This window comes from Janthinobacterium sp. ROICE36 (genome assembly GCF_002869965.1).
Lineage (GTDB): Bacteria > Pseudomonadota > Gammaproteobacteria > Burkholderiales > Burkholderiaceae_D > Janthinobacterium.
On sequence record NZ_PEBS01000107.1, the window covers coordinates 1 to 11,604 of the forward strand.

Below are 11,604 nucleotides of genomic sequence, written 5' to 3' on the forward strand. Positions count from 1 at the left end.
AATACAGCGCCTGGAAATCATCGTTCATGTTGGCCAGGATGGCATCGACCAGTACTCGCAATTTGCGCAAGGGATGCGCATCCGGGATGCGTTCCTCCAACGAGCGGTAACTGTACAGAGAGTGCTGTGTGACGTCGGTCTTGCGCATGATGGCGGTGGGAAAGTGGGGCTGATGAAACAACGTTTACCGGCCCGTGATGGTTGACGGGCACGGCGATTAATTCAACACCCTGTTAAACGTATTTCCTCGAGCCGGAGCTCCGTATGAAAGAAAGCTTGTTCTCCCGCGCCGTCCTGTGGCTGGTGTTGTTGTTCCTGCTGGGGCCTTTCGCCATCGTCGTGCTGGCCGGCTTTAGCGGCGGCGAAACGCTGGCCTTCCCGCCCGAGTCGTACTCGCTGCGCTGGATACTCGAAGTGTGGGCGGCGCCCGAGTTCCGCCGCGCCTTCCAGACCAGCCTGGAAATCGGCCTGATCGCCACCGTCATCGCGCTGTTGCTGGGTATTCCCGTCGCGTATGCGTTTTCGCGCATGCCGCCACCGGGCATCGGCGCCATCCGGCAAGTCCTGACGTCGCCGCTGATCATTCCCGCCATCCTGGTGGGCCTGGGCTTGCTGCACCACCTGGTGCTGACCATCAATGCGCCCGTGTACGTGGGCCTGCTGATCGGCCACATCGCGCTGTTGATTCCGTACTCGGTGCGCGTGGTGTATGCCAGTCTGGTCAATTTGCGCGTGGATATCGAGGATGCCGCCATCACCTTGGGCGCGTCGCGTCTGCGCGCCTTCTTCATGATCGTGCTGCCGAATATCCGCAACGCCGTGATCGCCGCCTTCTTCCTCGCCTTCGTCACCTCGTTCAACCAGGTGCCCGTCTCGCTGTTCCTGACGGGGCCTGGCATCAGCACCTTGCCGATCGAGATGCTGGGACATATGGAAAACAGTTTCGATCCATCGATCGCTGCCCTGTCGACCTTGCTGGTCTTGTTCACCATGGCCTTCGTGATGGTGACCGAGAAGGTGCTGGGCATTTCTAAATACATGTAAGAGGCAACATACGATGAGTTATCTGGAACTGCACAAGCTGAATCTCGGCTACGCCAAGAACACGACGTCCGTGAAAGACCTGGACCTGCACGTCGAGCAGGGTGAACTGATTTCCCTGCTGGGCCCCAGCGGCTGCGGCAAGACCACCACCATGCGCGCCATCGCCGGCCTGATGCCGCTGCAGTCGGGCCGCATCGTTTTGGATGGCCGCGAAATCGGCAAGCTGGCGCCGAACAAGCGCAATATCGGCATGGTGTTCCAGTCGTACGCGCTGTTCCCGCACTTGAATGTGTACGACAATATCGCCTTCGGCCTGCGCCTGCGCAAGGTGGCGCCGGCCCTGCTGAAAACCAAGGTGGAAGCGGTGATCGCGGCCGTGGGACTGACCGGTTTTGAAACCCGTTTGCCGGCGCAGATGTCCGGTGGCCAGCAGCAGCGCGTGGCGCTGGCGCGCGCCATCGTCGTCGAACCGGCCCTGCTGCTGCTCGATGAACCGCTGTCGAACCTGGACGCCAAGCTGCGCGTGCAGATGCGCGCCGAACTGCGCCGCATCCAGCGCGAACTGGGCATCACCATGCTGTACGTGACGCATGACCAGGAAGAAGCGCTGGCCTTGTCCGACCGCATCGTCGTCATGAACAGCGGGCGCATCGAGCAACTGGCCGCGCCGGAAGCCGTCTTCAATACGCCGTCGACGCGTTTCGTCGCCAACTTCATGGGCTTTGAAAACCTGTTCGATTACCGCGACGGCGCGCTGCACCACGCGGGCGCCAGCCTGCCGTACACGTCGCCCGTCGCTGCCGGCACCACGGTGCTGGGCTGGCGTCCGGACAAGGTGCGCGTGTGCGCGCCTGACGACGCAGCTGGCCAGTACCCGGGCACCGTGCTGGCGCGGGGCTTCCTCGGCGACACCGTCGAATATCTGCTGCAAACGCCGCTGGGCCAGGTCAAGGGCATTTGCGCGGCCGGTGGCGCCGCCTGGCGCGAAGGCACGGCCGTGTCCTTCGTATTGCCGTCCGACAGCGCCCTGTGGCTGGGCGCGTGATTTTTGAATGGAAAACATCATGACCCAAGCCTTGAAAAAAATCTGGCTCGATACCGATCCCGGATTTGACGACTGGCTGACGATGCTGCTGCTGGGCAGCAATCCCGATATCGCGTGGCTGGGCGTGAGCGTGGTGGCGGGCAATGCGCCCGTCGCCATCACCTACGACAATGCCTTGCGCATCAAGGCCCATGACGGCTTGACGGTGCCGATCTACCGCGGCTGCGAGCAGCCGCTGGCTGGCGTCATCGAGACGGCGCAGCGCATCCTCGGCGACAGCGGCATGCCGACGACCGGAGAAATCCTGCCGCCTGGCGCCGCCAGCGACGCCGCCGGCCACGCCGTCGATGCACTGATCGCCGCCGTGCGCGCCCATCCGGGACAGATCACCATCATGGCGATCGCACCGATGACGAATCTGGCCACGGCCTTGACCCGTGCGCCCGATATCGCCGAAAAAATCGTCGAAATCATCCTGATGGGCGGCTCGACCGACCAGGGCAACCACACGGCGGCGGCCGAATTCAATATCTATGCGGACCCGGAAGCGGCCGCCCAGGTGTTCAAGTCCGGCATCCCGCTGCGCATGTTCGGCTTGAACCTGTGTCGCCAGTTGCTGGTGACGAATGCGGAAGTGCAGCGCTTGCGCGCCATCGGCACGCCGCGCGCGCAGCGCCTGGCCGGCTACCTGGAAGCGTATGTGCGCATCCGCAGTGCCGACGGTTCCGTGCCCATGCCCATGTATGACCCGGTGGTGGCCCTGTACCTGGAAGTGCCGCAGTTGTTCCAGTTCCAGAGCGCCCACGTGGCCATCGAATTGACGGGCGAACTGACGCGCGGCATGACGGTGTGCGAATTTCGCGTGCCGCGCCGCGCCGCCATCAACACGCAAGTGGCGATGCTGGCCGATGGCCCGGCCGCCATCGAGCGCCTGATGCGCCGCCTGGCCGCCATTCTCGTCTGACCCACTACACTACGAAACGAGCTTCATGTCTATTTCACCCCTGAGCATCGAACAGTTTTTACGCACCATGCCGAAGGTAGAGCTGCATTGCCACCTGTTTGGCACGGTGCGCCAGGCTACTTTCCGTGCGCTGGCCGCCAAGACGGGCAATGTCGTCACCCCCGAGGAAATCGACGCGTTCTATACGCGCGGCGACAAGCCGGTCGGCGTGCTGCGCGTGCTGCGCGCGCTCGACGCGCACCTGATCGTCTCGCCGACGGACCTGTATTGCCTGACGTATGAATACCTGGAAGACGTGCATGGCCACGGCGTGCGCTATGCGGAGTTCTTCTGGAACCCCACCGGCACGGTGCGGGTGTCGGGCATCCGCTATGACGCAGCGCAAGACGCCATCGTCGCCGCCATCCGCGACGCGCGGCGCGATTTTGGCGTGATCGGCCGTTTGATCCCCAGCATCGACCGCGAAGCGAGTCCCGCCGAAGCCGTGCAGATGGTGGCGTGGATGAAGGCGCACCGCGTGCCGGAAGTCATCGGCATCGGCATCGACTACCGCGAAAACGACCGCCCGCCGGAGCTCTTCATCGAAGCCTACCGCGCCGCCCGCGAAGCAGGTTTCAAGTGCACGGCGCATGCGGGTGAATTCGGCATGCCGTGGATGAACGTGGCGACGGCCATCGAGCAGCTGCAGGTGGACCGGGTCGACCATGGCTACACCATCGTCGCCAATCTGGAACTGGCGCAGCGCTGCGTGGAGCGGGGTCTGGTGTTTACCGTGGTGCCGACCAATTCCTATTATCTGCGCACCCTGGCGCCCGAGCGTTGGGCCCTCGATCACCCGATCCGCGCCATGGCCAAGCTGGGCTTGAAACTGCATCCGAACACGGACGACCCGACCCTGCACCACGTAACGCCGACGGGTACCTGGATGATGATGCGCGAATTCGGTTTCGGCCTCGATGACATGCGCGGCTTCATGTTGAATGGCCTCGATGCGGCCTGGATAGACGAGTCCACGCGGCGCGACTGGCGCGTGGAATTTGCGCGCGAATTCGACGCGCTGCGCGCGCGCGTCGCCGACGCCTCTTAAGCCGATACGGGCGGCGGCAGCAGCAGCGAGGGAAACGCCCGCTGCGGGCAGCTTTGCCGCTCGCACACCTTGCAGCCCGTGCCGATGGGCGTGGCGCTGGAAGGGTCGTGCAAGTCGAGTCCTTTCGAATAAATCAGCCGGTGCGCCTGCGAGATATCGCAGCCCAGCGCCACGGCAAAGGTCTTGCCCGGCGCGCGGAAGCCCGGCGAGGCCGTACTCACCTGGCGCGCGATCCACAGATAGGTGCAGCCGTCGGGCATGCTGGCCACTTGCGTGAGCACCTGGCCCGGATGGCTGAAGGCGTCATACACGATCCACAGGGGGCAGGTGCCGCCCACCCGCGAAAAGTGAAAGTCCGTGGCCGACTGGCGCTTCGAGACATTCCCCGCGCGGTCGACGCGCACAAAGAAAAACGGCAAACCCGCCGCCTCGGGGCGCTGCATGGTGCTCAGGCGGTGGCATACGGCTTCGAAACCCACGCCGAACTGGTGCGCCAGGCGCTCGATATCGTAGGCGCGCGTTTCCGCCGCCTGCAAGAAGCGTTGATACGGCATCAAGAGGGCGCCGGCAAAATAGTTGGAAAACGCCAGGCGCGCGCCCGTTTGCGCGGCCGCGCCGGACAATCCCGCCGCCAGCACCAGGGCGTCGATCAGTTCGCTGTGTTCGAGCAGGCTGATTTGCGCCGCCATCTGGAAGGCGCGCTGGCCGCCTGTCAGGGTGTCGGGCAGCCACAGGATGTGTTGCTGGGCATCAAAGCGGTGCTTGCGCACCATGCCCGCGTCGCCATCGGACAATTGCACCTGGATGCCGTGGCGCGCCAGCAAGCGGCTTTGCAGCGCGTCGAGCGTGCGCAGGGCGGGATCAAATTCGCCGGCCACGAGCTCCGCCGCCCGGTCCAGTTCATCGATATAGTTTTGCCGCCGGTTCAGGTATTCGCGCACTTCCTCGTCCGTGGAAGGCGCTGCCGAGCTGGCGCCGCGGCTGCCGTCATCGAGGCGCGCGGCCAGGGTATCGGCGCGCTCCGCCATCACCCGGTAACGCCGCTGCAGCAGCAGGATGGAGCGCGCCAGTTCCGGCATGTTTTCCACCAGCATTTTGAGCTCGGCCATCGAGGTGGGTGGCGCGTCGGGCAATTCGCCGAACACGTCGCGCACGTCGGCCACCAGGCTGGCGCTGTCGTGTTCGGAGAAAATTTGCGGATCGATTCCCAGCACCGTGCCGATGCGCAACAGAATCGGCACCGTCAGCGGGCGCTGGTTACGTTCCATCTGGTTCAGATAGCTGGGCGAGATGCCCAGGGACTTGGCCAGCGCCACCTGTGTCATGCGCCGTTCCTCGCGCAGGCGCTGCAGGCGCACGCCCATGAAAACCTTTGCCATCGCGTTTACTCTTTCCCGGTTTGTGGAATCTGCAAATTTACAATATTTGCAGATTAACAGATTCAGCTTTGCATTATCTCGCATTTTCACGCCTTGTTTGCGGCGGCGATTGTGCGAATAATGCAAACAGACCTATACCCACACCAGGAGACACCGAGTGACCACGCAAACTACTATTCCGACCGTTCCACTGCTGATCAACGGCGAGTGGGTTGAATCCCAGAGCACCGTGTGGCGCGATGTCGTCAACCCGGCCACGCAGGAAGTGCTGGCCCGCGTGCCGTTCGCCACGCCGGATGAAGTCAATGCCGCCATCGCCTCGGCCCAGCGCGCCTTCAAAACCTGGCGCAAGACGCCGATCGGCGCGCGCGCACGCATTTTCCTCAAACTCCAGCAGTTGATCCGCGAAAACATGGCTGACCTGGCCGCGACCTTGACCATGGAACAGGGCAAAACCCTGCTCGACGCGGAAGGCGACGTGTTCCGTGGCCTGGAAGTGGTCGAGCATGCCGCCAATATCGGCACCCTGCAGATGGGCGAATACGCGCAAAACGTGGCCGGTGGCGTCGATACCTACAGCGTGATGCAGCCGCTGGGCGTGTGCGCCGGCATTACCCCGTTCAACTTCCCCGCCATGATCCCCCTGTGGATGTTCCCGATGGCAATTGCCTGCGGCAATACCTTCGTGCTGAAACCATCGGAACAAGATCCGCTGGTGACGGAAAAGCTCGTGCGCCTGGCTTTGCAGGCAGGCATCCCGGCTGGCGTGCTGAACGTGATCCATGGTGGCGAAGACGTGGTCAATGCCCTGTGCGACCATCCGGACATCAAGGCCATTTCGTTCGTCGGTTCTAGCAAGGTAGGCACGCATGTGTACCAGCGCGCCAGCCTGAACGGCAAGCGCGCGCAATGCATGATGGGCGCCAAGAACCACGCCGTCGTCTTGCCGGACGCCAATAAAGAACAAACCCTGAACCAGTTGCTGGGGGCGGGCTTCGGCGCGGCCGGCCAGCGCTGCATGGCCGCCTCCGTCGCTGTGCTAGTGGGCGCAGCGCGCGAGTGGCTGCCGGAACTGGCCGCCAAGGCGCAAACCTTGACGGTGGGCGCGGGCAAGGACAATCCTGACCTGGGGCCCGTCATTTCGTGTTCGGCGAAAGAGCGCGTGTTCAGTCTGGTCGCCAAGGGCATCGAGCAGGGTGCCGTGCTGACCCTCGATGGGCGCGACGTGAAGGTCGATGGCTATCCGAACGGCAACTTCGTCGGCCCGACGATCTTGTCCGGCGTCAAACCCGGCATGGTCGTGTATGAGCAGGAAATCTTTGGCCCGGTCCTGATCGTCGTCGAAGTCGATACCCTGGATGAAGCCATCGCCCTGGTGAACGCGAATCCGAACGGCAACGGCACGGCGCTGTTCACGCAAAGCGGCGCGGCCGCACGCTATTTCCAGGAAGAAATCGACGTGGGCCAGGTCGGCATCAACGTGCCCATTCCCGTGCCCGTCCCGCTGTTCAGCTTTACGGGGTCGCGCGGCTCGAAACTGGGCGATCTGGGCCCGTTCGGCAAGCAAGTCGTGCTGTTCTACACGCAGACGCAAACCATCACCCAGCGCTGGTTCACGGATGCGGCCTCGGTGGGCAAGGTCAACACCACCATCAGCCTCAAGTAAGGAGCCGGCATGGACTTTGAACTGAGCGACGAGCAGCGCGAGTTCCAGCATGCGGCGCGCGCGTTTGCCGAAGGCGAACTGGCGCCGCATGCGGCACATTGGGATGCGGAATCGATCTTCCCCGTGGAAACGATTGCCAAGGCGGGCGAGATGGGCTTTTGCGGCCTGTACACGCCGCAGCGCTGGGGTGGCCTGGGCCTGTCGCGCCAGGATGCGGCCATCGTCTTCGAAGAGCTGGCAGGCGGTTGTACCTCGACCACGGCCTATATCACGATCCATAACATGGCCACCTGGATGCTGTCGCGCTGGGGGCAAGAAGCCCTGTGCGATGAGTGGGTGCCGGCCCTGGCGGCCGGCCAGAAGCTGGCCAGCTATTGCCTGACGGAACCGCAGTCGGGTTCCGACGCGGCGTCATTGCGCACGAAAGCCGTCAGGGATGGCGATTTTTATGTGCTGGACGGCACGAAAGCGTTCATTTCCGGCGCGGGCCAGACGGATATGCTGATCGTCATGGCGCGCACGGGCGGCGAAGGCGCTGCCGGGATTTCCGCGTTAGCCGTGCCGGCGAATCTGCCCGGCATCGTGTATGGCAAGAAAGAAGAAAAGATGGGCTGGAACAGCCAGCCCACGCGCATCATCAGTTTCGACCAGGTGAAAGTGCCTGTTGGTAACTTGCTGGGTGCGGAAGGCGAAGGTTTTGCGATTGCCATGAAGGGTATCGATGGCGGGCGCATCAATATTGCCGTGTGCTCGGTGGGCACGGCGCAGGCAGCCCTTACACGGGCGCAAGCGTACATGAAGGAGCGCACGCAATTCGGCCGCGAGCTGGCGCAATTCCAGGCCTTGCAATTCAAGCTGGCCGACATGCTGACGGAACTGGTGGCGGCGCGCCAGATGGTGCGCCTGGCGGCCTGGAAACTGGACCAGGAAAGCCCGGACGCCACGGCGTATTGCGCCATGGCCAAACGTTTCGCCACGGATGTGGGTTTTAATGTGGCCAACGATGCGCTGCAGCTGCACGGCGGCTATGGCTACATCCGCGAATACCCGCTTGAGCGCCACGTGCGCGACACGCGGGTGCACCAGATCCTGGAAGGGACGAATGAAATCATGCGCCTGATCGTCGCGCGAGCGATTTTGAAAGACGGCGCCACGGAGACCTTACGATGACAAAAGTGTATACCAATCTGCTGCTGGAACGCCGCGGCCACACGGCCCTGGTGACCCTCGACAACCCGCCGGCCCACACGTGGACCCTGGCCAGCCTGAACGCGCTGACGCAGCTGGTGGCTGACCTGAATGCCGACCCGGACGTGTATGCGCTGGTGATCACGGGCGGCGGCGCCAAGTTCTTCTCGGCGGGAGCCGATCTGAAAGTATTTGCCGATGGCAACAAGGACACGGCGTTTGCCATGGCCGCCGCGTTTGGCGAGGCCTTCGAGGCACTCACCGCGTTTCGCGGCGTCAGCATTGCCGCCATCAATGGTTATGCCATGGGCGGCGGGCTCGAATGCGCGCTCGCTTGCGACATCCGCATCGCCGAGGAACATGCGCAGATGGCCTTGCCGGAAGCATCCGTCGGCTTGCTGCCGTGCGCGGGCGGCACGCAGCATTTGCCGTGGCTGGTGGGCGAAGGCTGGGCCAAGCGCATGATTCTATGTGGCGAAAGAGTCGATGCGGCCAAGGCCCTGGCCATCGGCCTGGTCGAGGAGGTTGTGCCAACCGGCAAGGCCGCCGCCACGGCGCTGGCCCTGGCCGCCAAGGTGGCGCGCCAGAGTCCCAGCAGCGTGACGGCGTGCAAGACCCTGATCCAGGGCGCGCGCAGCCATCCGCTGGTCAATTCCTTGCCCGACGAGCGCAACCTGTTCCTGGGCCTGTTCGATACGCAAGACCAGAAAGAGGGCGTGCAAGCGTTCCTGGAAAAACGTCCGGCGGAGTGGCAGAATGGTTGAACCTTTGCTGGAAACCGTGAAAATCGAAGAACGCGACTGTCACGGCGGCATGAAGCTGGGCGTCATCACCTTCGATGCGCCGAAGTCGCTGCACGCCTTGACCCTGGACATGATACGCGCCATCGATGGCGCCCTCGTGCGCTGGGCCGCTGACGACGCCATCGCCTGCGTGGTGCTGCAATCGTCGACCGACAAGGCCTTTTGCGCAGGCGGCGATGTGCGCAGCCTGCGTGCGGCCGTGGCCGAGCAGCCAGGTGTCGTGCCGAACCCGCAGGTGCTGGCCTTCTTTGCCGAGGAATACCGGCTCGACCACCGCATCCATACGTATGTGAAACCGCTGCTGGTGTGGGGCGGCGGCATCGTCATGGGTGGCGGCCTGGGTCTGATGGCGGGCGCCAGCCACCGCGTGGTGACGGAAAGCACGCGCATCGCCATGCCGGAAATCACGATAGGCCTGTTCCCCGACGTGGGCGGCAGCTGGTTCCTGGGCCGCATGCCGGGGCGCAGCGGCCTGTTCCTGGGCTTGACGGGCGCGCCGCTGAACGCAGCCGACGCGCTGTTTACTGGCCTGGGCGACTATGTCCTGCGCCAGGAAGAGCGCGCCATGCTGCTCGATGCGCTGGCGCTGGGGCAATGGCAAGCCAGCCCGCAGGCCAATCACCAGCAACTGAGCCGCTTGCTGCGCAGCTTCTCGGCACCTACGTCCATGCTGCCCGTCTCCGAAGTGCGCGCCAACTTCGACGCCATCGCCGCGTTGACGCAAGCGCCTACCTTGCCCGAAGTGGTGGCCGCCATCGCCGCGTATGACGGCGATTCGGCCTGGCTGCAAAAGGCGGCCCATGCATTGGGCAAGGGCGCCCCCAGCTCGGCCGCCCTGGTATGGGCCATGCGTGTACGCACGCGGCATCTGAGCCTGGCGCAAGTGTTCCAGCTGGAACTCATTGTTGCCGTGCAATGCTGCGCCCACGCAGACTTCAGCGAAGGCGTGCGCGCCTTGCTGATAGCCAAGGACAACGCGCCGCAATGGCAGCCGGCCAGCCTGGCCGAGGTCAGCGAAGCGTATCTCAATGAATATTTCACGGCGCCATGGGATAGCCATCCCTTGCGCGACCTGCATTAAAAGAATAACAGGAGACACATATGCAACATATCGCTTTCATCGGCTTGGGCAACATGGGCGCGCCGATGGCCCGCAACCTGGTGGCCGCCGGCTTCCATGTGTCCGTATTCGACCTGGCGCCGGCGGCCGTGGCCTCGCTGGTTGAGGCGGGCGCCACGGCGGCCGCCTCCGCCAGCGCAGCCGTGCAGAAGGCCGACGCCGTCATCACCATGTTGCCAGCCAACAAGCACGTGCAAGACCTGTACCTGGCGGCAGGGGGCGTGCTCGATTCGGCCAAGCCCGGTGCCCTGTTCATCGATTGCAGCACCATCGCCGCCGATGTGGCGCGGCAAGTGGCGCAGGCAGCCAGCGAGCGCGGCTTTGCCATGCTCGATGCGCCCGTCTCGGGCGGCACGGCGGGCGCGGCGGCCGGCACCCTGACCTTCATCGTCGGTGGTAGCGTAGCGGCCTTGCAGCAGGCGCGGCCCTTGCTGGAAAAAATGGGCAAGAACATTTTCCATGCGGGCGAGGCGGGCGCGGGCCAGGTGGCGAAGATTTGCAATAACATGCTGCTGGGCATTTTGATGGCCGGTACGGCCGAGGCGCTGAACCTGGGCGTGGCGCATGGCCTGGATCCGAAAATATTGTCCGACATCATGGCCAAGAGTTCGGGCCGCAACTGGACCCTGGAAGTGTACAACCCGTGGCCCGGTGTCATGGAGGGCACGCCCGCGTCGCGCAACTACAGCGGCGGCTTCGGCACGGCGCTGATGCTGAAAGACCTGGGCCTGGCGCAGCAGTCGGCCCTGTCGGCGAATGCGCCTACACCCTTGGGCGGGCTGGTGCGCCAGCTGTACCAGATGCATGCGCAAGCCGGTTATGCGCAGCAGGATTTCTCCAGCATCGTGCAGATGCTGCAGCCGGGCTTGAATCAACCTGCCTGAGAAATTTTGGGCAAAAAAAAGCCCGCTGGTAAAAGCGGGCTAAATCCAATTCTTGGAAGAGTTGGAGGAGACAGATGCATTATGCTGCATCGCCACATATAACTCCAATTTATCTTTTGAATATCAACTATATAATCCAGTGATATCTCATCCTGGCAATCGCCGTGCGGCTGCCAGGATGACTTGCTTAACAGGGTGTTGAATTAATCGCCGTGCCCGTCAACCATCACGGGCCGGTAAACGTTGTTTCATCAGCCCCACTTTCCCACCGCCATCATGCGCAAGACCGACGTCACCCAGCACTCTCTGTACAGTTACCGCTCGTTGGAGGAACGCATCCCGGATGCGCATCCCTTGCGCAAATTGCGAGTACTGGTCGATGCCATCCTGGCCAACATGAACGATGATTTCCAGGCGCTGTATT

Annotated in this window: 10 protein-coding genes and 2 pseudogenes; 10 read left to right on the forward strand and 2 right to left on the reverse strand. The window is 63.4% G+C overall.

The genetic code is table 11. The features are described from left to right. A pseudogene (locus tag CSZ94_RS29005) lies at positions 1 to 148 on the reverse strand (IS5/IS1182 family transposase); the annotation flags it as partial. A gap of 116 nt (positions 149 to 264) precedes the next feature. On the opposite strand from CSZ94_RS29005, the gene CSZ94_RS25435 reads away from it, so the two are divergent. The 4 genes from CSZ94_RS25435 to CSZ94_RS25450 are packed head-to-tail and all read left to right on the forward strand — an operon-like array spanning position 265 to position 4,140. Further along, positions 265 to 1,044 carry an ABC transporter permease gene (locus CSZ94_RS25435; RefSeq protein WP_102124071.1) on the forward strand — a complete coding sequence of 260 codons (780 nt, stop codon included), beginning with the start codon at positions 265 to 267 and terminating at the stop codon, positions 1,042 to 1,044. 13 nt (positions 1,045 to 1,057) lie between these two features. Beyond that, entirely contained in the window at positions 1,058 to 2,089 is a 1,032-nt protein-coding gene (locus CSZ94_RS25440) for an ABC transporter ATP-binding protein (protein ID WP_102124072.1), read from the forward strand. 19 nt (positions 2,090 to 2,108) lie between these two features. Continuing rightward, entirely contained in the window at positions 2,109 to 3,053 is a 945-nt protein-coding gene (locus CSZ94_RS25445; RefSeq protein ID WP_258001202.1) for a nucleoside hydrolase, read from the forward strand. 25 nt (positions 3,054 to 3,078) lie between these two features. Beyond that, positions 3,079 to 4,140, forward strand: a complete 1,062-nt coding sequence (locus tag CSZ94_RS25450; protein WP_102124073.1) for an adenosine deaminase family protein — start codon at positions 3,079 to 3,081, stop codon at positions 4,138 to 4,140. On the opposite strand, the gene CSZ94_RS25455 is transcribed toward CSZ94_RS25450, so the two are convergent. Further along, positions 4,137 to 5,519: a short-chain fatty acyl-CoA regulator family protein gene (locus CSZ94_RS25455; protein ID WP_102124074.1), complete on the reverse strand. Its 1,383-nt coding sequence runs from the start codon at positions 5,517 to 5,519 to the stop codon at positions 4,137 to 4,139. The genes CSZ94_RS25450 and CSZ94_RS25455 overlap by 4 nt on opposite strands. A 157-nt stretch (positions 5,520 to 5,676) precedes the next feature. On the opposite strand from CSZ94_RS25455, the gene CSZ94_RS25460 reads away from it, so the two are divergent. The 6 genes and pseudogenes from CSZ94_RS25460 to CSZ94_RS29010 all read left to right on the forward strand — a co-directional run. Next, positions 5,677 to 7,185, forward strand: coding sequence for a CoA-acylating methylmalonate-semialdehyde dehydrogenase (locus tag CSZ94_RS25460; RefSeq protein ID WP_102124075.1), 1,509 nt, complete (start codon positions 5,677 to 5,679; stop codon positions 7,183 to 7,185). Positions 7,186 to 7,194: 9 nt separating this feature from the next. After that, positions 7,195 to 8,355 (forward strand): acyl-CoA dehydrogenase family protein, encoded by a 1,161-nt coding sequence (locus CSZ94_RS25465; protein ID WP_102124076.1) that lies wholly within the window; start codon positions 7,195 to 7,197, stop codon positions 8,353 to 8,355. Continuing rightward, on the forward strand, positions 8,352 to 9,137 hold the full coding sequence (locus tag CSZ94_RS25470) for an enoyl-CoA hydratase (protein WP_102124077.1): 786 nt from the start codon (positions 8,352 to 8,354) through the stop codon (positions 9,135 to 9,137). The genes CSZ94_RS25465 and CSZ94_RS25470 overlap by 4 nt, the downstream gene beginning before the upstream one ends. Continuing rightward, positions 9,130 to 10,257, forward strand: coding sequence for an enoyl-CoA hydratase/isomerase family protein (locus tag CSZ94_RS25475; RefSeq protein WP_102124078.1), 1,128 nt, complete (start codon positions 9,130 to 9,132; stop codon positions 10,255 to 10,257). The genes CSZ94_RS25470 and CSZ94_RS25475 overlap by 8 nt, the downstream gene beginning before the upstream one ends. 20 nt (positions 10,258 to 10,277) lie before the next feature. Beyond that, the gene (gene mmsB, locus CSZ94_RS25480) at positions 10,278 to 11,180 is read left to right on the forward strand and encodes a 3-hydroxyisobutyrate dehydrogenase (RefSeq protein WP_102124079.1); all 903 of its coding nucleotides are present in this window, start codon (positions 10,278 to 10,280) and stop codon (positions 11,178 to 11,180) included. Between the two features lie 276 nt (positions 11,181 to 11,456). Then, positions 11,457 to 11,604 (forward strand): annotated as a pseudogene (locus CSZ94_RS29010) (IS5/IS1182 family transposase); the annotation flags it as partial.

Excerpts from the sequence above, each read along its gene's own strand:
- mmsB (WP_102124079.1), top strand. The coding sequence starts at position 10,278 with ATGCAACATATCGCTTTCATCGGCTTGGGCAACATGGGCGCGCCGATG.
- CSZ94_RS25450 (WP_102124073.1), top strand. The coding sequence starts at position 3,079 with ATGTCTATTTCACCCCTGAGCATCGAACAGTTTTTACGCACCATGCCG.
- CSZ94_RS25470 (WP_102124077.1), top strand. The coding sequence starts at position 8,352 with ATGACAAAAGTGTATACCAATCTGCTGCTGGAACGCCGCGGCCACACG.
- CSZ94_RS25440 (WP_102124072.1), top strand. The coding sequence starts at position 1,058 with ATGAGTTATCTGGAACTGCACAAGCTGAATCTCGGCTACGCCAAGAAC.
- CSZ94_RS25465 (WP_102124076.1), top strand. The coding sequence starts at position 7,195 with ATGGACTTTGAACTGAGCGACGAGCAGCGCGAGTTCCAGCATGCGGCG.
- CSZ94_RS25435 (WP_102124071.1), top strand. The coding sequence starts at position 265 with ATGAAAGAAAGCTTGTTCTCCCGCGCCGTCCTGTGGCTGGTGTTGTTG.
- CSZ94_RS25445 (WP_258001202.1), top strand. The coding sequence starts at position 2,109 with ATGACCCAAGCCTTGAAAAAAATCTGGCTCGATACCGATCCCGGATTT.
- CSZ94_RS25455 (WP_102124074.1), bottom strand. The coding sequence starts at position 5,519 with ATGGCAAAGGTTTTCATGGGCGTGCGCCTGCAGCGCCTGCGCGAGGAA.
- CSZ94_RS25475 (WP_102124078.1), top strand. The coding sequence starts at position 9,130 with ATGGTTGAACCTTTGCTGGAAACCGTGAAAATCGAAGAACGCGACTGT.